The organism is Pseudomonas abyssi (assembly GCF_002307495.1).
Taxonomy (GTDB): domain Bacteria; phylum Pseudomonadota; class Gammaproteobacteria; order Pseudomonadales; family Pseudomonadaceae; genus Halopseudomonas; species Halopseudomonas abyssi.
On the sequence record NZ_NTMR01000002.1, the window covers coordinates 426,345 to 445,383 of the forward strand.

Consider the following 19,039-nt stretch of genomic DNA (forward strand, 5'->3'; position numbering starts at 1 on the left):
CGGCGCAAAAAGAAAGCGGCCGAAGCCGCTGATGCCTATCCGTTGGGGCCGACCGGCTGCATCCCGCAGCCTCCCTGGTACCCTGACTAAACCTTGATCTTGTCCAGATGCTCCTGCGCCACCTTGCCGCCCATGAAGCCGGCGTTTACGTCGCTTACCAGCTGGCGGCGCTTGCTGCGGTCGCGGGCCAGAGCCCTGTCCAGATACAGATTCACTTGGCGGCGGGTGTAGCGGCCGATGTCTTCTGGTCGGTGGCCGTGCTCGATGAGGACGGCGTAGGCATCGCCCCAGCGTCCACTGCTGCCTTGACCATGTTGGCCTTGATGCGGTCGAACACCCTCCGCAAGAAAAAAGGGGCGTTTACGATCCACCACAGGTACATCAGGTTCATGCCGTTGCGGTCATCCAGGCCGCGAACCCACTCGACCTCAACATCGGCTGCAATGGCGATCAATTGCTCCACCTGGTCCGCATGCGCCGCGAGCAGCGCCACGATCTCTTCAAGCGGCGGCGAACGCTCGATGGTCACCGCTTGGCTGATGTCATCAACAATGCCTTTGTACAGGGGGGCGATCTTCAGCCCTTCAATAAACCCGTACTCGCGCATGGTGATGGCCCGGCCGGCGATGGTCGTCGAGCGATCCGGGTGAAGCACTTCCAGATCATCTGCGCCCACCTCGGCGGGTGCCGAGGCAGGTGCGACGATATCGGCCTGCTTTTTACGCGCCATGGTCAGTAGCCCACGGTGACAACTTGAGCAAACTGCCCAAGTTCGCCATCAGCTGGTTTGCTGGTGTCCTTCAGCGGTTTGAAGCTGACCGGAGATTGCGCAAGTTGCTGACCGTTGTTGATCAGCTCCAGGTTCTGCAGCAGACCAGGACTCACCTTGTAAAACTGGACGTACTGCTTCTTGTTGCCCTCGGCCAAGTTGATGCCCTTGTAGCGCAGGGCAATTTCCCCTTTCTGGCCATTCAGCAAGGCAACACGCTTGTACGCGCTATGGCTGTACGAAACCTTCAGCGGCATGGTCGGCGCGGGGTCCGGCAGCGAGTTAAAGGTCAGCTCGTTGTAGCCGTCGTACTCGTAATGAGACGGGTCAATGGTCGCCGGGGTACCGGTGCTGTCGATCACCACGATGTTGGAAAGACCGAAGTCATCAAGCACCAGCACGTCACCTGCGGCCACAGTGCCAAGGGGTTCTTCCGAAACCGTGCCGGCTGCCTTCTCGGTGTTAGTGCCACGGGTGAATTGCGCAACGTTCTCGGCCGATAGGGACTGCAGCGTGATAGAACCGTTACACGTGACGCCAGTGACGATTTCCCGCACCTCGCTCTTTTCACCACTGTAGGACTCATTGTGCGAGAACTTTGCCTCTTCAATAGCAAGAGCCATCGCACTCACGTCGCCCAGCCACCGCCAGGCACCGATCACACCATCTACGATTGGCGCGATCTCAACTTTACCCTGGCCGTATTGATAGACTTCCTGGCTCATTTCTCACCCCCAGTCTTGGGTTTGTCTTCAACTGCAGGCGCAGCGGCTTCGATCACGCCGAGGCCCAGCAACCAGTCACGGGTTGGTTCCGTGACGTCGATTTTGGCGCCGGCCTTGTAATCCTTACCGGCATGCTTGTGAGCCTTCAGCAGGGTCACCTTGATTGTCTTGCTCATGTATTTCCCCTGAGAACGTGGGTTGTGGTGAAAACATCAATCCAGAGCACCCGGCTGGCGTCGCTGTCCAGTGCGTCGCCCTGCAGCCAAACGATGGGGCTCCAGCCTTCGGGCGTCCAACCATTCAGCGCCTGGCGCACTGCGCCGACGATGCTGCTGATATCGTCCAGTGCGGCCTTGCCGGACTGATCGCGGTAATTCTGCGCAACGATCACAACGCCGAAGGTCGCCTGGGCCGGTGTGGCTCGACGCGGCTGCGGGGTGCCCGCCGCCGGGTTGCGCTCGGAGGCCAGCACCACATACGCGCTGCCGGGCCGAAAACTGCTCAGATCCTTGATCTGGCTGTACTCAACCACGCCGGCAACCGTATCCAGAGCCGGCACAGCGGCCTTCAGGCGCGCTTCGATGATTGAGGTATCAAGCGGGTTCATCGGAACGCCTTCAGCTCTTTGCGGCTGAACACACTCGGCGACGCATCAAAGCGCACATCAATCGCGCTCGGGCTGGCCTGCACCGGGTCGTAGACGCCCAGGCTGAACTTGCCGTCTGCTGTCAGCTGCAGCAGCTTCATCGCGTCGCGGTAGTCCCGCACGATCGGGTCGGTACCCTCGTTGCTGACTCGGTGCTGGTGCAGGTTGTACCGAGTGATGGCCCGGCACCACACGGTCACCATGTCCGGCACCGGATCGAGTGGCAGGTACCCACGCTTGGCCAGGAATCCGTCAATCACCGCTGCAGCGTCTTTCACCGCATCATCAATGCGGGCAAGGGCCTCATCGGCTCGGGCGTTTTCGTCAGCCGTCCAGCTGCTGCGGTCGGCGCCGGTCAGGGCGGCTTCCATCAGCTCTGGCGGGGTCGCGCGCAGGTGCGCCGGAGTAGCCGCCTCGGCCAACTCCTTTGCACCTGGCCGCTCGGCCAGCTGGGCGTGGGTGATGTAGCTCACTCGGCGTCATCCTCGGCGGTGACGCTGGTGCGCTCGACCACCAGATTGGGGTCAGACTCCAGCGTCTCGATCTGCTCATCCGTCAGGGCATCCAGCGCGATGCCGAAACCCTCACGGGTAAAGCGAAAGCCGCAGCGGCGGAATGACTCCGGTACCGACCGAATCCACAGCGCTTCTACGGCAGCACCCTCCTTGGCAGCCTCCGCGCTGGGCATCTCCTGTGCTGCCGGGGCAGCGGTAGCGGCCGAGGCCGCTTTCTCGGTGGGTTGTGCGGTTGCCTGGTCAGCGGCCGGCGTACTTGTCGCCGGCTGCTTGTCCTGGTCTTTGGTGATGGTAGCGGCGGGTTTCTTGGCAGCCATGGTGCCCCCTTACGCAAGCCACGGGGTGACGAGCACGTCGACCGCGTCGCGGTTGATGTTGGTTGCGCCGGCTGCATTGCGCTCGGCCTTGACGACCTCAAGCGCGGCTTCGCGCAGCGTCGGGGGCACGACCAGCAGTTTCGGGCGAATGTTCAGGGGGCGCTCGTTGTCGCCTTTCAGGCTCTGCATCGACGCATACGCATCATTGAAGCTCGACGCGTCCAGCGCTTCCTTGGAGCCATGGGCCAACTGCCAGAGACCGAAGCCGACATTGAGGCGGGCATCCACGCCGTACACAAATTCCTTGCGGGTGAATACGTTCTCGTCGGTTTCCTGGTTCTTGGCCACGAAGTTGTACGGCTTGCGCTTCTGCAGCAGGATCGGCCGGATCATGCGCGTGGTATCTAGCAGGAACCACGGCGTGCCAGAGCCGCCCTGGAAGTTACTGACCGACTGCTCGACGCCGGCCTTGTTCAGCACCGGGTGATCGGTATCAAAGAAGTTCTGGCCGTCGTAGCACTTCTGGTTGAAACCGTCTTTCAACAGCGCATACACCAGCTCGGCCGGGTGCTCCTTCGCGTCCTGGCCGAGCTGGGCCATCAGCGGGGTGTACACGCCGTACTGGTCGTCCTCGATCGCTTCGCGCGGGACGCCGACGGTGTTCTCAAAGGTCCGGTTCTTGATCGAATAGCCGTGCTGCTTCAGGTTCTGGATGACGCGGTCGCCAATCCACTCACGGAAGCCGGTAGTCTGGCCCAGCCAGCCGTATTCCTCGGTGGCGGTGGTCGACTTCACTTCGAGCACGATCTGGTCATAGTCGACCAGGGCATCAGTGAATGCCTGTGCAAAGGCGGCCTTGAACGCGACATTCAGGGTTTTCAGGTTGCCACTGTTGATGATCATCTGGGTCTTGCTCCTTAAATCTCGACCCAGACGCCGTTGTCATCCACATCGCGGATAACGCCAGCAACTGAGCGGGTGGAAGTGCCATCGGTTTTCGCCACGGTCTCGTCGTCGACGATGTACGCGCTGTTGCCGATGTCAGCGCGGGTGATCTCATCCGTGCTGGCGCTGTTGGCAAACGGGAACACCCCGCGACGAACCTCAACGCGCAGATCACCTGCAGCGCCGTCGCGGTTGTCGACCTGCTCCTGGGCAACGCCCCGAGCGATCAGCGTGGTTGCGGTTGACCCCGGCACGGCGTTGCCCGATGCATCCAGGCACACAATGGAGCCGGCAAAGATGCGGGTAGCTGCAGCGACCGGGTCGCTGTACAGCACGCCATCACGGCGCTTGGTGTTGCGGTCAGCAGTGAGTGCCATGGGTTAAGCCTCCTTCTGGGCTTTGAATTGCTCGGCGCTGATGCCGGTCGCCGCGCATACCGCCAGCTCGGCCTCGGTCAGTCCGGTTTCGTTGTCGACCACCGGCGCCTTGCCTTTGGTCTGGGTGCTGGTGAGCGCCGCGATCGGCGTGACCGAATCCAGATACGAGGTCAGCGCGGCCACGTTCGATTTGCCCAGCTCACGTGCCCAGGGCTCCAGCGCCTTGGCCAGGCGGCCATCCTCCAGCGCGGCATCAATCAGTTGGGTGACGTCCTTGTCGTCACGCTCCTGCAGGCGGGCAGTCAGTGCAGCCAGTTGCGTCTGCATTGCTGCGACCTGGTCAACCGGCACGAACTTGGCCGGATCAACAGAGGCGACCTTGGTTTGCAGCGCGGTGCAGGCGGCGATCACGGCGCCCTGGTCGGCTTTTTCATCCAGCGCAAGAGCTTTGCGCACGTCGGTCAGCGGGTCGGTAGCCAGGCGCGCGGTCAGCGCGGTGATGGCTGCTTGTTCGGTTGTGTTTTCGGGCAAGCCGAGCGCGGCGAGCAGCGCTTTGAGCAGTTCATTCACGGAGTCATCCTCGGGTTGGTTAAACCCGAACGTGGCCGCGGCCAGCAGGGTCATTTCCTGCAGGCCGTGGATCGCCGGGTTGTTGGTAATGGCACCCATGTGCAGCTCGACCACTTCGCCGGTGGTGCCGTTGTACTCAAACACCGGGCTGAAGAAGCGGTATTCCTTCTTCTTACGGTGCTCCAGTGCGGGGTCGGTCAACTCAGCGATGGCAAACAAGCCGACGCCTTCCTCCCATTCCAGGGATTGGAACCAGCCAGCGGCCGGAGCCGGCTGACCGTTCTTTTCCTTGTTCAGGGTCTGGTGTTCGTAGTCGAGCACCAGCGGCTGGACGCGAGCGTTGAAGCGTTCAATCACCCGCTGCGCGATGCTGGCGTCGATGTACCAGCCCGGCACGTCGATCTGGCGACCGTCAGCCGGGCGAAAGAATCCGGCCGGCGTTACCTGAAAGCGCACCAGGTTGCCGTTGGCGGCCTCCGGCATCTGAAACGAGCACGGGGCAATGGCGAAATGGGAGAGATGTCTTTTCATGTGGCCATGATTGGCCCTGCGGGAGCGTTTGTATTTTTGCGGGCGCAAAAATCAGCAGGCGGGGAATTTCAGTCTGCAGATGCAGGTGAGAGCACAACCGAGGCATAGGAGTGGCGCTAAACGCGTTTATAAACGCTAAATCAGCGTGAAACGGGGTTTGGTGCGAGCATCCGTAGCCGGTAAACGCCCTCAAGGGCTTCTGCGGGCGTTTTAGGGGCCTGTGCCAAAACCGGCCCTGCGGATGTAGTCGAGAGCGATATTGGTCAGTTCTTCGCTATCAGTGTCACTGGTACCCAGCCACGGCCGGGCCGGTATCTGGATGGAGTAGTTGCCAATGGTCACCCACTGGGCAAAGTTGCTTTTGCGCTTCGGTACGAACCGATTGCCGATCGCGCCGCTGCGTTCCTGTTTGAAGTATGCCTGCTGGCTGCGGACAGCAACATCGATGGTGCCGCCGAAGTGGTGGATGGCCGCGTAGATCCGGTTGCTGCCGAACAGCAGATCCGCGCCGTTCACCTGGTAAAGCAGGGTGTTCGCCAGGTGGCCATCGAGCTGGAGGATCTTGTCTCTGTTTTTCTTCTTGCGGCGCTGGTAGGCCGGGCTCAGCGCCTGCCAAGGCTTGCCGTCTGGTGAGGTCTGGCTGGCGAAGCGCTGATCGTGGGCAATCAGCAGGTACTCGCCCATGCTGCGCAGCAGTGGCGACGGGTCGCCTAGCGCCTGCGCGGCCTGGTTGATGATCGCCAGCGCCTGGCTGTTGTCGAATTCGAGTGTGGCACCTGCCATGGGTTGATCCTATACTGTGGCCAAGCTGCTGCGTGGGGTTCCCGGCTATTGAACATCCAAGCGCGGCAGTGCCAGGGGTGCCGGCCCCTGGCTCATTCTTCCCGCCTGTATAACCGCACGCCCACCCGCATATCGTTGATGTCTTGCTCTGGTCGAAACGTCGTTACACCAGACCAACCGTCTACGCCCAACTCAAACACGGCCAGCATTGGCGTCGACTCACCCTCTACCAGGTACTGAGCAACATAGCGGCGCCGAACCACGGCCTTTTTCTGCCCGTGGTGCCATTCCACTCGTGCCCAGATCTCATCTGGCAGCCGCAAGGCTGCAGCCAGCAGCGCCATGAAGGGGCCGCGCTCATTCTTCATCGACTTGAGTGCGCCCTTGGTGGTGGTGAACAGCTCGCTACCAATCACCAGGCGTTCACCCAGCACATCCCGAAAGACCGCCGGGGTATCCATATCGGCCCCGAACGCCTGCAAGAATGCTTCGGCGTAATCTTTCGCAGGCAAGTCTGGCGGCAGCAGGCCCGCTGGCGCCGGCCGGGGCGCCGGCAGCTCGTCCGGTGGCCGCGTATTGGGTAAACCCGGCCCGCCAGTCGAACCCGGCAATGGCGGGTCGGGTAGCTCCGGCGGGATCTGGCTGTTAAGCCGTGATTGGCCCGGCACGTACTCAAAGCCGGGGTCGATACCCTTGGGCACCTCCACCACGCGCGGCCCATTGGGGCTGCGCTGGCCGATCATGCGCTGCTCCATGACGATGGGCGGTGCGGTGTCTGGCCCGGTCTTACCCATGCGCTCAAGGTCGCGCTGGCTCAGGGCGCGCACGCTGCACTGACAGCCCCAGGCGTTGATCGGGAAGTGGTACTGCCACCACGGGTCGCTCCAGTGCAGGATCATCCCGTTCCAGGCTTCGTGCTCTTCGCGTGGGTGCTCCACCGCATCGCTATGGATGTACTGCCAGTAGGGGCGCTCCTCGCGCACGGCCATCAACTGCTCGTAGCGGCCGGCCATGTAGCTGCTGCGCAGGTTGGTCTCGTAGATCACCCGGCTGCGCCAGTTGCGGCCGCCGTTGTAGCTCCAGCCATGGCGCGCGACGATGGCGTCAAACTCGCGGCGGAACTCCTCAAGGCTGGTGCCGCCGGTAATGGCTTTCTCCACCGCCTGGCGAAAGTCCGCCACCAGCTCGTCGCGGTTGGCACCGGCGACCACAAAGGCGTAGTCGTGCTCGCGAGTGTAGATATCGGTCCAGGACTCGGTCGGCAGGTTGAGCTTGCGGCGAAGGAACTCGTTCTGCTCGCGGAACGGCAGGCTGACAGCGCTAACGGCCACGGGCGGCCTCCTCAATGATATCCAGCCGGCCCTGCAGCGCAGCGGCGGCCAGCGCCTGCGCCATGCCCTCGGCGTACTGCTCCAGGCTCATGCCCGGCAGCAGGTTGGCCAGACCGTCGCGGATCTGCTCCAGGCTGTCTGCGTTCTCAACCAGGTCGCGAATCTGCTCTATCCACGACGCGGTTGCTGGCTGCAACCGATCGTCCAGCCGGTCGGCCGCATTGAGTGCGCCTTGTTGCGCGGTGGCCGCTGCGGTCTTGGTGGCTGGCTCTGCCACCGGCGCAGGGGCCCTCTGCGGCGCCTGCAGCACGTCCTCATCGCCTTCTGGCTCAGGAATGCCAAGGCGCTCCTGCGCCCACTGGCGTGGCACCTGAATGCCTAGCCCGGCCAGCGCCGGCAGCGCCTCGGCGTAGTACTTGAGGTCTTCCGGCTCCTGCAGGTCAAACTTAAAGCGCGGGCAGCGCTTCCAATCTGTCACCAGCCCGTTGAGCAGTGCGATCGGGTAGACCAGGTCACGGCTGAGGGTCTTGGCCACCTGCTTGGCGTCGGAGTCGCGCAGTTCCTTGCGCACTTCGTTGTGGACGTTGCCCAGGGCGTTGGTGCTGCTCGCGCCGTCGGCCTGACTGGTCAGGGTGCCGCCGAGGATGGCTTTGCTCTGGGTTTTCTCGCACCACTCGATCATCAGCTTGAATGCAGCCGGGTCTCCCTCGGCTGCGTTGAGGAACTCCAGCTCCATGCCATTGGGGATGATGCCGGCGGCGTTGTGGCCCAATGCAGCCAGCGCCCGCAGTAAGGTCAGCTTCTCCGCTTGGGTAGCGCCACTGGGGTACTTGCCCACGCGCATCGGGATGCCGTAGATCTCCAAAAACTCGGCCAGGTCGCCCAGGGAGTAGTTCTTGAACAGGTATGGCCACACCAGCACGCGGAACAGCGCAGAGCGTTCCAGGTACCCGCTTTTGGCGCGGTGCGCGTGGGTAATCCAGCCGAAAGGCTGAAGGGGCTCGCCACCGGCCGAGCCGCGCAGGCGGATCTCCTGCCGCACGCCCCGCGCCAGCTGGAACCAGCTCTGCGGGCGGTGATCGATGTGGCGCGGCAGCCACGTGCCCTCGGTGTGCTCCCACTCAATCTCCTGGCAGACAAAGCCCTTGCCGATCGCGTCGGTGGTATCGAACAGCACCTCTTCAAAGTCATCCAGCCCCTGCAGCAGGCTGTACAGCTCGGCGGCGGCCTTCTTCTCGGCGGCGGTGGCGTTATCTGGCGGCACAATGTCCCACTCCAGCCCGGTGATGGCGCGGCGGCGCTTGGACATCTCCGACATGATGTGGCCGTCTTTTTCTTCCATGTCTTCGAACAGCTCAAACTGGGCGACCACGTCGCCTTGCTCTGCGCTGTCGAGGATGCTGGCCAGCTTGGACGGCGTAAGCCCGCGCGACGGGTGGCCGCCTACTTCATGGTGCAGGCTGGTCAGGTGCGCGGTCTGCGGCTCGCGCAGATCCTCGGTACGCAACGGCTGACCGTCTGGGCCGAGGATGCGTGAAGTGGTCACCATGCTGATTGCTCCGGCAGGTCGATATCGGTGTCGTCGGCGTCGAGGTTGTCGAAGCCGCGAGAGTGTTTGGGTACAGCGGTAAAGTCGATCTCGGTGCCGTCCATGAGGCTGGCGCGCACGGCCATCACCAGGCCGACCGCAAAGTCGCCGTGGCGCTTGCCTTTGCCGCTCTGGGATTCCAGATCCTTTTTGCGGCCCTTATCGATCACCGGCACGCCGGCTTCCACCTTGATCGATAACAGGTCGTCGAGGGTGTTCTGGTGGCGCGGCACCTCGATGTTCAGCGCCTCAAACTCGCCTTTCAGCTTGGGCAGAAACTCGTGGTACCAGGACTGCGACAGGTGCACCTGGTCAACAGCCTGGCTGCCGTACTTGAGGGCGGCTTGCTCGGCCAGGTAGCCGCCGTTGCCAGTGGCATCGAAGGCCAGACCGCCGCGTCGGGGCAGCCGATCGCAGATGAAGAACATCACCTGGCGCTGCTGCTCGTAGGTCACGTTGCGCAGCTCGACGGTAAAGGGCACGCGCTTGCGCAGGTCCGGCCGGATGGCCATGGGCACGAACACGGTCAGGTCGCCCCGGCGGGCAAAGTCCTCGCCGAACACATGGCGGTCGCGCGGGTTGAGCCGCGCCAGCTCTGGCAGCAGGTTCTCGGTACACCACTGCTCGATCTCGGCCTCGCGCATGGCCGGGGTCCATTCCTCAAAGCCTGCAGGTGCCTCGTAGCGGTAAATACGGATCGAGTGGTCCGCCACCATGGCCTGCTCGATGAGCACGCGCGACAGGTACGCGCCGCCGCTCTTCTTGGGCACACAGCCGTACTCTTCGTCGGCGCTCTCGGTATTGGGGGCGTTCTTGTACAGGCCGTCGCGCCACTTTTTCTCGGCTTCTGCTGACCAGGTCTGGCCGGTGACAAAGCAGATCCGCTTGTACAGGCCCTCGGCGATCGCATCATCCAGGGTGATGCGGTGGACGCTGTAGTCCTTGCGGCCCTCACGGGCGTCCTGAATGTAGCCGTTGAACGCGTTGTCCACGCCGTTGTGGGTACTGATCAGGCGCACCTTGTTGCCCCACATGGTCAGGGCCAGTGCCGCCTTGAGCAGCTCTTCCAGGGATTCATGGAAGGCCGCCTCATCGATCACCACGTCGCCCTGCAGGCCGCGCAGGTTGCTCGGGCGGCTGCTCAGCGCCTGGATCTTCCTTCCGGTCTTGGGGAACCGGATCATGTAGGTAAGGATTTCTTCCTTCTTGCCGTCATCCCAGAACGTCTGCTCGTAGACGTCGGCCTCGGCCAGCTCGTTGAAAGCACGGGCGAACAGCGCGCAGGCCGCGATGTATTCCAGCGCCATCTCTTGTTTGCTGCCCACGTAGAAGGTGTTGCAGCCGCCACGGCGCTTCGGCTTGGCAGCATTGACCACGTTGCGGCCGGCCTCTGCCCAGGTGAGACCGGTGCGGCGCGACTTCTCCGCGATCATGATCTGGCTCTCGTCCTCAAACCAGCGCTGCTGGTACCCGAGGAACACCGGCTCGTTTGCGGCGACTGCGTCTGCAATGTCCTGCGGGACTTCAACGCCGTGCAGGGCCATCTCCTCGGCAAGGTCGATCTTACGCGGGGCGCTGACGGCGGTAATCGGCTTGGCGGGTGGCAGGACCATCAGGCTTTACCCAGCAGAATGTTGCGGATGCGGCTTTCCAGCTGCTCGCTCATGCCGTCGCTGCCGCGCATCTCTTCCAGGCGCTGCTCCTGCTCCTGGATCAATGCCTCGCGGGCTTCGCGCTCGATCGCCTTGCGCTCCTCGCGGCTGACCTTGCGGGCGGCGAGCACGTCTTTGGCGGCGCGGGCCAGTTTGCGCACGTCATCAACCGTAGTCTCTTCATCGATCTGCGCGCCCAGGGCGGCATGGGTTGTCAGCGTGGTGATGGACTGCACCATCAGCGCGCCGGCCTTGTCGTCCGGGTTCTCGCCCAGCTCTTCAACCAGCAGACTGGCCATGGCCTGCTGCTCGCGCAGGCGCTTGCTCATCTCGTCGAAGCTGACCTTGTAGCGGCCAACGGCTGAGCGGCTGGGCTTGTCGGATTGGGGGAACTGCTCGTGCAGGTCCTCGATCAGCTCATCGAGCGTCATGCGGTTTTCGCGCAGGCGGCGCTCAATATGGGACCGGACGCCGGGGTCCAGCTTGTCGATGCTCGATTTGCGGCCCATGGTCAGGCTCCTGGACGCTTCACGCCATCAACGCGCGCGCGGCCCGCAGCGACGTCAGAGCCGCGCTCAGTCAGCTTGGCCAGCAGCACCGCACCGTCGCTCACATCATCGAGCACAACCAGTTGCTGCTCTTCGAGCCAACGCAGCTCAGTCTTCACCTGGTCTCGGCTGGGTTCGTGCCCCCATTCCTGCAGCACGGCATGCAACACCGAGCTGTTGGCACGGTAGGTGGGCATTTCCGCCAGGATGCGCAGGATCACCAGGCGGCGGTCTTCGCTGAGAAAGTTGGCGTATTTGCTCATTGAGCCCTCGCATTCAGTAGGTAGTCATTGATTCGGTCGACAGATCTGGCCAAAGGGGCCAGTTCCCGAGCCACCCCCGCAAGCTCTGCCTTGATGGCCTTCATGTCCCCAGCCAGCTCGGACATTTGGTGGCTGTCTGGCATGTGCAGCAGCTGCTGCTCCAGCGTGAGGATTCGGGAGTCTTGGATGCTGAGCCGATCGGCCAACGCCTCGGCGTCGGCTTTGGAACTGGATTTACGCGCAGCCGCGATCGAGAAGATGCCCACGGCGACGGTGAACACGAATTGGCCGGCACGGATGAGCAAGTCGATATCCATTCAGCGTTTCTCCTGCAGGTAGTTCACCAGCTCAACCAGCCGGCCCCCGCAGAGGCCATACAGGTCGTACATTTGCTTCAGCGTCAGCAATGCCGCATCTGCGCTGTTGTCATTCATCGCCACTGGCGGCGGGCACGGCACCGCCAATGCCGCCGGCAGCGGCGGCTGCTGCACGATCACGGGCGGCGGCGGTGTGGCGCATGCTGTCATCATCAAAGCGGCACTGAGCACGCTCATCAGCAGTAAGGGCGAGCGCATCGCTAAGCTCCTGTGTGGACTTCTGATCCGCCTGCATGCGGGCGGTCGTGGATACCGTCAGCTGCTGGCTGACGTCGTGTGCTTTGCCGACCAGGTACTGACTGGAGGTAATGAGTACCGTCAGTTCGTCGATAGTCTGCCGTTGGCATTCGGCCTGGCCTGCGGCAAGCCCTTTCTCATAACCGGCTTGCTCGGCTTGGCTTCTGAGGATTGGCTGCATGATCGCGAGTGCGGCCACCGCAGCGAAGAGAAACCACACCATGACGTTCCTCACAGCTGATACCTCTCAGCGCACACACCCGCCCCCCAGCCGGCAGCCACATACATAGGCTCCCAGCGTTCAAGGATGTTGCGGGGGTAGTGGCGGTTCTCGCGGAAGTTGGCAGCCGAGCGGCCTGCGTTGTACCGCTCGACAGAATTGAACCAGGTCAGCGGATCGGCCCCGGAAGCCGACGCCAACCGGCGGTCGCGGTTGATCCACCCGAGGCCGCCGTTGTATGCGGCCAGCGCCATTGCCCACTTCTCGCAGGGGCTCGCGGCCTGAATGCGTTCGAGGTGCCACTGGTTGTAAGCCACCATTGCCCGGAGCGCCCAGCCGGGGTTAAACGGCTGGGCCGGCCCCACGCGGCGCGGGTAAATCGCAGCCATCCACTCAGCGGTGGCCGGCATAAACTGCGCCAGCCCCTGCGCACCAGCATGGGACGTGACGCCGGGACGCCAGCCGCTTTCCTGATGAATCTGCGCAGCCAGGGTGGCGACCGGCGCATCAAGGCCAAAGCCATGCTGCGCCACGCGCACCAGGTCACGCCGGTATTGCTCTGCAGCACGGGGCACCTCCTGAGCGGCAGCGGGTGAGGGTTTACAACTGGCCGCCCCTAGCACAATGGTCCAGAGCAGCAGCACGATCAGGCCGGGCAGGCGGTAGCTGCGGGGCCGCTGGACGTGGTGACGGGCAAACATGATCAAAGCCCCAGGGTCAGGCCAAGCACACAGGCCAGCACAATCAGCGCGCGGCGCAGGCAGGCGGCGGCAAAGGCAGCTGTGTACCGGTATGCCTCGGCGTCGTCCGTCCACCCTCCACCAGGTGCGTTGCGATTCTGCAAGCACGAGTGCGGGCGGGCATACGGGAACAACGCGCGGTCCAGCCAGTAGGCCAGCACCACGCCAAGGGTCACCAGAGCGACCTTGTAGGCGATAACCGGCATCTGCTCGGGCGCAGCAAGCGCCAGGGCAACAAGCAGGAACACAGAAACCAGAATCCAAAGCGTCAGCCGAGGCAGGCGGGATCGAGGGTTACACGCGGGGGAACTGTACATTGCTCATCTCCTGAAGTCTGAGGTTGGAACCGTTCAGAGCTTCAGGGTGAGCTATTGGGGATTAGGTGTAATTTTGCCGGCGCAAAAATCGAAGTAACTACATAGTAGCCTTGCACACCGGGCATCTGTAATTAATGCCCATATCGGCAAACCTGCCTCCCATGTCGGTTACGCGCACCTTATTTTGGTGCGCATCCCAGCAAGCGGTGCAGTACTTCCCATCATCACCATCAAAGACATACACCGAGCCTTCGTATTTTGGCGCTGCGGTGCTGCGGGCCTCCAGGGTCTCGCGCAACTCCCTATTTTCGTCCATTAGCTCGGCGAGCTGGCCTTTTAGATCCGCCGCCTGAAGCTTGGCGTCAGCCAAGTTTTCGGACAGATCGGCTATCGCCATTCTGATGTCAGCGTCGCCCACCTTTTTGGCCAGCTCCCGCAGTTTCTGCGCGGCCTGCATTGCTGCTTGAATCGCCGGAAGAACCTCAACCATTAGCACGCCTCCCTTGTACCGCGCCTCAAGGCTCGCGGTTGTACTTCGCCCAGTAGTCCTTTCGCATCCCCTCGCACGCGCCGGGGTTGCCAGTTGATACGGCCATCTTCTGGCACAGCTGGTAGGCCTCGCGATCCATGAGCCGCTGCTCTCGGGTTGGGTCATTCGCTTCGATTAGCCAGTAAAGGCCAATCACGCCGACGAGAACTACTGCGCCCCATTTGAGTAGGCCGCCGGCACCCGAGGCGGGTCTTTTCACCGGAGCGCCGCAACTTGGGCACTGACTGGCCCGCTCGGACACCTCTTTTCCACACTCAGCACATCCTACAAGCGCCATAAAACCTCCCTGCGTTGTCAAAATAGCTGCCCAATTGCGACAGCGATCAAGCCTGTTAGCGCCCCAACGACGCCGGTGATTGCGGCCAGCCACGCAAGCGCGGCCTCCCTGCGAGACTTGCGCTCCTCGCGGATAGAGCGCCGCAAGAGGTGAATCCCTTCATCGGTCAACACCCGGTAACCGGTAACCTCACACCTCTCCCAATAGTCATCCTGTGGCGTTGGCAGCATTAGAGCATAGGCGATCGACAGCAGGCGGCGGGTAACCAGGCTCGCTCGGGTAGAGTCCAACATAGTGATTTCAAAGTACTGGTCCTGGTGCAGCCCCTGGATCAGCTGAATGTTTTCCTCATCAGCTTTAGCCTTCTTGATCGCCTTCTGGTGGGCCTTCAGTACCGCCGCGCGGTCCCTCTCAAGCTTTGCCAGACGCCACTTGAACAATATCCATTGAACCAAAACAGCGCCCTCCAAAATATTAGAAAACGCGCCATCAGAAACTTAGCCACCAGGGGCTAGAACATCAGCCCAAGCAGAAAGCCGATAGCCCCAATGACAAAGCATTGAATCGGGTACTGGCGCAGTAGCGCTCCAAACGGCATAGGCTCAGCGTGCTGGCCAGCAGCTTTGGCTTCGCTCAACAGCTCACGCCGCTGTTGCTGGTACTGCTCCATGTGCGCAACAGCCTCTCTTAGCTTCTCGCTTGGCATGCCGTACAAATGGGCATCGCCGAGAACGGACAGACAGAATCGACTCAACTCATCAGACGCCTGCTTGCCGCGCGACAGCTCATTCAAGCGCGCCCTCAGATTCTCGCGACGCTGTTGCTCGTAGAAGTTCTCGCGGAACCGCTCCAGAGCATCAACGGCGTCCTGGTACTGGCTGCTGCGAATCTCCCCAACGGTCGTAACGCCCACGGCCACATGCACCACCGTAACCCATAGGTGCCTGGCCGATTGGTTGCACTCGTCAGCGATCGATGAAACCAGCCCGCGCAGGGCGTCTCGCTGGGCTTTCACCAGCAGGTCGTCCTTCGACTCGGGTGCGAGGTTCACCTCAATCAAATCACGCCCCGCAACCCTATTTCGCTCCCCCTGCACATCTACTGCGTTGTTCACGTACTACTCCTTGCCCTGCAAATCCCTGCCCGCCGTGCGGTTGTTGTTACCTTGAACCACAACGCCGCCTGAAGCCCTGGCCGGTCTTTTCGTCGTTTTACCACCCGTCAGTAGGTCGGCTAGCAGCGCTTTTCTGGCCGCTGCCCCCATCCCTCTGTACGCCTCAAGCAGCAGCTGCTCGTCAGCTGGCAAATGGTGCGACGTCGCGCCATTTGATCGCTCACCAGTAAGCAAAAAACTGATGTCGACGCCTTCCTCAAGCCAGGCAGCAAGTGCGTTTGCGTCAGGCACAGAACGCCCTTGCTCCCAGCCGATCTGGGTTCGCTTAGAAGCGCCAGCCATTTCCGCGAACTCCGGCTGGGTGTACCTGAGGCGCTCGCGCTCAGCTTTGAGACGCTCCCCTAATGAAGAATTTGTCACCTTATCACCTTGACAGGTGCCATATTTGGCACCATTATCTCTACAACAAAAGCCAAACATCATTCAGCAACCAACGGAGCCACCGCCATGGCAAACCAGAAGGTACTGACCCCGGAACAGGTCAAACAGCGCTTCAAGCAGCGCGGCATCACTGTCACCAAATGGGCCGAAGAGCACGGCTTCAAGCGCAACGCGGTTTACCGCGTGCTCAACGGCTTTGATAAAGCCCATTACGGCCAGGCGCACGATATCGCTGTCGCCCTCGGCCTCAAGTCCTCTGACACATCAGTCGCAGCCTGAGGTCACCGCCATGACCTTCAACCCGCAACCCGCATTCGGCCCGGCCGAACCGGTCGACGCCTACAGCCGCCTGCTGGACGTTGTTATTGCCAGCTCGCCTGTCTCTCAGGCCGACACACTCAACGCTCTGCGCGACGCCATTACCCGCTACCAGCTCAACGGCCCGATCCAGCGCGTTACCACCGGTGAGCAGCAGCTGCTGAGCCAGTTGGTAAACCAGCTGCAGATCCTCGCCGTGGGTGAGCTGCTGACTGCTGGCCAAGGAGGTATCCAATGATCCAACAAGCCGCCACTACCACGTCCCTACAGCAACTCAAGCTGCGCAGCCGCGTTGCCCTGCGCAGCTGGATTGCCGCCGAAGACCGCCGCCGCACCGTACCCGGTGGCCGCGAGCACTTGGAAGAGCGCTGGCTATGGCGCTGCATCGCAGAGCGCTGCCGCCTGGAGTCACGCCGCGTAGAGCGCAAGATCAAGCGCCTGGAGGCAGAGGCATGAGCACCGTATCGTTCTCCAACCTGGACGCCGCCACTCGCAAGGCCGTCGCCGCGCATGTGCTCAACGGGTTGCATCAGCATCAGGCCCGCTGGCACGCAAAGAAAGGACGTCTCGCAGCCACTCCGGCAGTTGCTCGGTGCCCCGGCTGTAGTCACTCAAGCGCGCTACGACGCCTTGCAGGTGGAGCGGTGCCCCATGTTGCCTCATGCCCGCAAAGCACACGTCCAGATAGTCCGCAAACTCCCGCGAGTTCAGCTGGCCCTGAATCAGCAGGTACTGAAGCATGAGCTGGGCCATTAACTCCCACTCAGATGCCGGGTACGCGCTGGCCTCCTGCTGCGCCATGTCTGCAGTGCGCCTGGTGCGCCGCGCCAGCTCAGCCAGCGCCTCGGTGCCTTCGTTCTCTACGCCTAGCCACTGTGCTGGAGCCTCCAGCTCGTCGGCCAAGCGTGCAGCGTTAAGCGCCCCTGACTCCTGCAACTGCTCTACCAGCTTCTCAAATGCAAACTCAAGGGCTGTTGCTCTGTCGGTCATGGCCCGCCGTCCTCGTGCTGTGAATGTACATCAAAAGGCTATCGCTCTTGAAACGGTTTTGCCCAGAGGGAAAAAACCTATTTGTTTGGAACAGCCGCGCGGCAGACGCCTCGGGGGTATCCAATGACACGCCGAAATTGGAAAAGCTGGGTGCCACGCTCGCCCGCCGAAGCGATGGAAGGCTGCGCACAGCGCGCGCTGGATAAGTACAACCGAGGCATTGAGCGCCTGGCCTGCGACCACCTGGGGCAGCACAACGCCAGCAGCCTGTACAAGTGGATGGGCAATGGCCGCCTGCCGCTCACGCTGATATTGCCTTTGGAGCGCGCCTGCGGCGTGCCCTTGATCACCCGCTACTTGGCAGCGGCCCACGGCAAGCTGCTGGTCGATATTCCCACCGGCCGCAAATGCCAGGCGCAAGACGTGCAGCAGCTGCAGACCGTACTCAACAACGCGGTTGGCGCGCTGCTGGCCTTCAGCGATGGCAAGCAGAGTGCCGGGCAGACCCTAGACGAGGTGCGCGCCGGTATCGAAACGCTGGCGTGGCACCACGGCAACATCCAGCAGCATGACCACCCCCAGCTTGAGCTTGGAGACCCCGACGATGAGTAAAGACAACACCCGCACCAGCGACAGCGGTGCCCGCGTGCTGCGCGTGATGAAGGCGCTCAAGGGCCACACGCTGAACGGACTGAGCAATGGCGAGCTGGCCAAGGCGCTGGGCGAGTCCCCGGCCAACATCAACCGCTGCATGAACACCCTGATCGCCGAGGGGCTGGCCACCCGTTTGGAGACCGGCCGCTTTGCGCCCGGCATGCAGCTGCTGCAGATCGCCCAGGCAACGGCCATGGAGCTGAGCACGGCCGAGGCCCGAATCCGCGAAATCAACCAACGCATGCTGGCTGGCGCCGGCCGCTAAGGAGCACCTATGAGCAACACTGCTGAATTCATCGAACAAGACGCGCCGGCCAAGGCCGGACGCAAGCCAGGCAAGGCGGCAGCGCTGGTGCCCGACGTGGAGCTGAGTGGCGACCTGGTGAGCGCACAGAATCAGATGGCTGTGCTGAACGCTGAGCAGGACGACAGAGTGCGCGCGGTGGCTGAGCAGCTGGGCTACGCGCTGCCGGCTGACTGCACCAACCCGGATCTGATCCAGCGCGATATCGCCGCGAACATGCGCCGCAGCGTTGAGGCTTGCCTGGAGGTTGGTAGGGGGCTGCGAGTGCTGAAGGAAGCCTGCGCCCACGGCGACTTTATCGAGCGCCTGGACCGCCTGGGCGTGGACCGTCACGTAGCCGCACGCTTCATACAGGCCGCTGGCAAGTTCGCAAATGTGCCGACGTCGGCACATTTGATTAAGGCCATCGGCAGCCAGAGCAAGCTGCTGGAAATGCTCGTCCTAGACGACGAACAGATCGAGGAGCTGGAGCTGACCGGCCAGACCGGCGAGTTGACGCTGGATGACGTAGCCACCATGAGCGTTAAGGAATTGCGCAAGGCGCTGCGTGAGGCCCGAGAGAACGGTGAGGCCAAAGACCGGGTACTGGCTGACCGCTCCCATAAGATCAATGAGCTTGAACACCAACTGGCGAAGAAGCCCAAGGTCGTGGTGGTTAAGCCCGACGAGGAAGCGGCAAAGCTACGCAAAGAGGTGGTGACCACTACCTACGAGTTGGAGACGCAGCTGCAGGGCACCCTGCGCAAGGCGTTCGCGGACTTGGCCGAGCTTGGACTGGAGAGCGGCGAAGACCACCGCGCGTTCGGCGCGGCTCTGGTGCGCAACCTAGAGGTGACGCTGGCGGCGATTCGCTCTGAGTTCCATTTTCCTGAGCTGAGCATCGACACGTTGCCCACCTGGAACACGCTGCTGGGCCTCGACGAAGCGGCCGAGGGCTGAT

The 19,039-nt window shown here is 62.4% G+C and carries 31 protein-coding genes; 6 read left to right on the plus strand and 25 right to left on the minus strand.

The genetic code is table 11. The features are described 5' to 3' along the window. Positions 1 to 86 precede the first annotated feature (86 nt). The 24 genes from CNQ84_RS20890 to CNQ84_RS02365 all read right to left on the minus strand — a co-directional run bounded on the left by CNQ84_RS20890 (position 87) and on the right by CNQ84_RS02365 (position 15,875). A complete protein-coding gene (locus tag CNQ84_RS20890; RefSeq protein ID WP_281254801.1) occupies positions 87 to 215 on the minus strand; it encodes a hypothetical protein in 129 nt (42 codons plus the stop codon). Next, positions 212 to 730, minus strand: a complete 519-nt coding sequence (locus CNQ84_RS02250; RefSeq protein ID WP_096003281.1) for a DUF6631 family protein — start codon at positions 728 to 730, stop codon at positions 212 to 214. The genes CNQ84_RS20890 and CNQ84_RS02250 overlap by 4 nt, the downstream gene beginning before the upstream one ends. Before the next feature lie 2 nt (positions 731 to 732). Then, positions 733 to 1,494 (minus strand): phage tail tube protein, encoded by a 762-nt coding sequence (locus CNQ84_RS02255; RefSeq protein ID WP_096003282.1) that lies wholly within the window; start codon positions 1,492 to 1,494, stop codon positions 733 to 735. Continuing rightward, positions 1,491 to 1,670, minus strand: a complete 180-nt coding sequence (locus CNQ84_RS02260) for a DUF7210 family protein (protein ID WP_096003283.1) — start codon at positions 1,668 to 1,670, stop codon at positions 1,491 to 1,493. Before CNQ84_RS02260 ends, CNQ84_RS02255 begins: the two co-directional genes overlap by 4 nt. Next, positions 1,667 to 2,101 (minus strand): phage tail terminator protein, encoded by a 435-nt coding sequence (locus CNQ84_RS02265; protein WP_096003284.1) that lies wholly within the window; start codon positions 2,099 to 2,101, stop codon positions 1,667 to 1,669. The genes CNQ84_RS02260 and CNQ84_RS02265 overlap by 4 nt, the downstream gene beginning before the upstream one ends. Beyond that, positions 2,098 to 2,613, minus strand: coding sequence for a gp436 family protein (locus CNQ84_RS02270; protein WP_096003285.1), 516 nt, complete (start codon positions 2,611 to 2,613; stop codon positions 2,098 to 2,100). Before CNQ84_RS02270 ends, CNQ84_RS02265 begins: the two co-directional genes overlap by 4 nt. After that, on the minus strand, positions 2,610 to 2,972 hold the full coding sequence (locus CNQ84_RS20585) for an HI1506-related protein (RefSeq protein ID WP_174704234.1): 363 nt from the start codon (positions 2,970 to 2,972) through the stop codon (positions 2,610 to 2,612). The genes CNQ84_RS02270 and CNQ84_RS20585 overlap by 4 nt, the downstream gene beginning before the upstream one ends. 9 nt (positions 2,973 to 2,981) lie before the next feature. Beyond that, complete coding sequence (locus CNQ84_RS02280; RefSeq protein WP_096003286.1) at positions 2,982 to 3,875, minus strand: Mu-like prophage major head subunit gpT family protein; 894 nt, start codon at positions 3,873 to 3,875, stop codon at positions 2,982 to 2,984. A gap of 14 nt (positions 3,876 to 3,889) precedes the next feature. Further along, positions 3,890 to 4,294 carry a hypothetical protein gene (locus CNQ84_RS02285; RefSeq protein WP_096003287.1) on the minus strand — a complete coding sequence of 135 codons (405 nt, stop codon included), beginning with the start codon at positions 4,292 to 4,294 and terminating at the stop codon, positions 3,890 to 3,892. Positions 4,295 to 4,297: 3 nt separating this feature from the next. Continuing rightward, positions 4,298 to 5,395, minus strand: coding sequence for a phage protease (locus tag CNQ84_RS02290; protein ID WP_096003288.1), 1,098 nt, complete (start codon positions 5,393 to 5,395; stop codon positions 4,298 to 4,300). A 210-nt stretch (positions 5,396 to 5,605) separates the two neighbouring features. Further along, complete coding sequence (locus CNQ84_RS02295; protein ID WP_096003289.1) at positions 5,606 to 6,178, minus strand: phage virion morphogenesis protein; 573 nt, start codon at positions 6,176 to 6,178, stop codon at positions 5,606 to 5,608. Positions 6,179 to 6,270: 92 nt separating this feature from the next. Further along, on the minus strand, positions 6,271 to 7,509 hold the full coding sequence (locus CNQ84_RS02300) for a PBECR2 nuclease fold domain-containing protein (protein ID WP_096003290.1): 1,239 nt from the start codon (positions 7,507 to 7,509) through the stop codon (positions 6,271 to 6,273). After that, the gene (locus CNQ84_RS02305; protein WP_096003291.1) at positions 7,499 to 9,058 is read right to left on the minus strand and encodes a DUF935 domain-containing protein; all 1,560 of its coding nucleotides are present in this window, start codon (positions 9,056 to 9,058) and stop codon (positions 7,499 to 7,501) included. Before CNQ84_RS02305 ends, CNQ84_RS02300 begins: the two co-directional genes overlap by 11 nt. Beyond that, positions 9,052 to 10,710: a hypothetical protein gene (locus CNQ84_RS02310; RefSeq protein ID WP_096003292.1), complete on the minus strand. Its 1,659-nt coding sequence runs from the start codon at positions 10,708 to 10,710 to the stop codon at positions 9,052 to 9,054. Before CNQ84_RS02310 ends, CNQ84_RS02305 begins: the two co-directional genes overlap by 7 nt. Then, complete coding sequence (locus tag CNQ84_RS02315; RefSeq protein ID WP_096003293.1) at positions 10,710 to 11,258, minus strand: phage protein Gp27 family protein; 549 nt, start codon at positions 11,256 to 11,258, stop codon at positions 10,710 to 10,712. Before CNQ84_RS02315 ends, CNQ84_RS02310 begins: the two co-directional genes overlap by 1 nt. A 2-nt stretch (positions 11,259 to 11,260) precedes the next feature. Further along, positions 11,261 to 11,560, minus strand: a complete 300-nt coding sequence (locus CNQ84_RS02320) for a VpaChn25_0724 family phage protein (protein ID WP_096003294.1) — start codon at positions 11,558 to 11,560, stop codon at positions 11,261 to 11,263. After that, positions 11,557 to 11,877, minus strand: a complete 321-nt coding sequence (locus CNQ84_RS02325; protein WP_096003295.1) for a DUF2730 family protein — start codon at positions 11,875 to 11,877, stop codon at positions 11,557 to 11,559. Before CNQ84_RS02325 ends, CNQ84_RS02320 begins: the two co-directional genes overlap by 4 nt. Positions 11,878 to 11,986: 109 nt before the next feature. Further along, complete coding sequence (locus CNQ84_RS02330; protein ID WP_096003296.1) at positions 11,987 to 12,397, minus strand: hypothetical protein; 411 nt, start codon at positions 12,395 to 12,397, stop codon at positions 11,987 to 11,989. Between the two features lie 8 nt (positions 12,398 to 12,405). Further along, positions 12,406 to 13,041 (minus strand): transglycosylase SLT domain-containing protein, encoded by a 636-nt coding sequence (locus CNQ84_RS02335; RefSeq protein WP_425439941.1) that lies wholly within the window; start codon positions 13,039 to 13,041, stop codon positions 12,406 to 12,408. A 56-nt stretch (positions 13,042 to 13,097) separates the two neighbouring features. Further along, positions 13,098 to 13,451: a putative holin gene (locus CNQ84_RS02340; RefSeq protein WP_096003298.1), complete on the minus strand. Its 354-nt coding sequence runs from the start codon at positions 13,449 to 13,451 to the stop codon at positions 13,098 to 13,100. A gap of 97 nt (positions 13,452 to 13,548) precedes the next feature. Next, positions 13,549 to 13,941, minus strand: coding sequence for a hypothetical protein (locus tag CNQ84_RS02345; protein WP_096003299.1), 393 nt, complete (start codon positions 13,939 to 13,941; stop codon positions 13,549 to 13,551). A gap of 354 nt (positions 13,942 to 14,295) precedes the next feature. Next, positions 14,296 to 14,733 (minus strand): hypothetical protein, encoded by a 438-nt coding sequence (locus tag CNQ84_RS02355; protein WP_096003301.1) that lies wholly within the window; start codon positions 14,731 to 14,733, stop codon positions 14,296 to 14,298. 56 nt (positions 14,734 to 14,789) lie between these two features. Further along, on the minus strand, positions 14,790 to 15,392 hold the full coding sequence (locus CNQ84_RS02360) for a hypothetical protein (protein WP_096003302.1): 603 nt from the start codon (positions 15,390 to 15,392) through the stop codon (positions 14,790 to 14,792). A 3-nt stretch (positions 15,393 to 15,395) separates the two neighbouring features. After that, positions 15,396 to 15,875 carry a helix-turn-helix domain-containing protein gene (locus CNQ84_RS02365; protein WP_174704235.1) on the minus strand — a complete coding sequence of 160 codons (480 nt, stop codon included), beginning with the start codon at positions 15,873 to 15,875 and terminating at the stop codon, positions 15,396 to 15,398. 24 nt (positions 15,876 to 15,899) lie between these two features. Here CNQ84_RS02365 and CNQ84_RS02370 point away from each other — a divergent pair, with 24 nt between their 5' ends. From CNQ84_RS02370 to CNQ84_RS02380, 3 genes are read left to right on the plus strand one after another with little or no spacing between them, the layout of a single operon-like run. Further along, positions 15,900 to 16,112 carry a DNA-binding protein gene (locus tag CNQ84_RS02370; RefSeq protein WP_200818478.1) on the plus strand — a complete coding sequence of 71 codons (213 nt, stop codon included), beginning with the start codon at positions 15,900 to 15,902 and terminating at the stop codon, positions 16,110 to 16,112. A 10-nt stretch (positions 16,113 to 16,122) separates the two neighbouring features. Next, positions 16,123 to 16,389 (plus strand): hypothetical protein, encoded by a 267-nt coding sequence (locus tag CNQ84_RS02375; RefSeq protein ID WP_096003304.1) that lies wholly within the window; start codon positions 16,123 to 16,125, stop codon positions 16,387 to 16,389. Continuing rightward, the gene (locus CNQ84_RS02380; protein WP_096003305.1) at positions 16,386 to 16,607 is read left to right on the plus strand and encodes a hypothetical protein; all 222 of its coding nucleotides are present in this window, start codon (positions 16,386 to 16,388) and stop codon (positions 16,605 to 16,607) included. The genes CNQ84_RS02375 and CNQ84_RS02380 overlap by 4 nt, the downstream gene beginning before the upstream one ends. A gap of 60 nt (positions 16,608 to 16,667) precedes the next feature. On the opposite strand, the gene CNQ84_RS02385 is transcribed toward CNQ84_RS02380, so the two are convergent. Then, a complete protein-coding gene (locus CNQ84_RS02385) occupies positions 16,668 to 17,141 on the minus strand; it encodes a hypothetical protein (protein WP_096003306.1) in 474 nt (157 codons plus the stop codon). Positions 17,142 to 17,264: 123 nt separating this feature from the next. On the opposite strand from CNQ84_RS02385, the gene CNQ84_RS02390 reads away from it, so the two are divergent. Genes CNQ84_RS02390 through CNQ84_RS02400 form a run of 3 tightly spaced genes read left to right on the plus strand, consistent with a single transcriptional unit; the run spans position 17,265 to position 19,038 of the window. After that, complete coding sequence (locus tag CNQ84_RS02390) at positions 17,265 to 17,753, plus strand: hypothetical protein (protein WP_096003307.1); 489 nt, start codon at positions 17,265 to 17,267, stop codon at positions 17,751 to 17,753. Next, positions 17,746 to 18,060: a helix-turn-helix domain-containing protein gene (locus tag CNQ84_RS02395; RefSeq protein WP_096003308.1), complete on the plus strand. Its 315-nt coding sequence runs from the start codon at positions 17,746 to 17,748 to the stop codon at positions 18,058 to 18,060. The genes CNQ84_RS02390 and CNQ84_RS02395 overlap by 8 nt, the downstream gene beginning before the upstream one ends. A 9-nt stretch (positions 18,061 to 18,069) precedes the next feature. Continuing rightward, positions 18,070 to 19,038: a hypothetical protein gene (locus tag CNQ84_RS02400; protein ID WP_096003309.1), complete on the plus strand. Its 969-nt coding sequence runs from the start codon at positions 18,070 to 18,072 to the stop codon at positions 19,036 to 19,038. The last annotated feature ends 1 nt before the right edge of the window (position 19,039 follow it).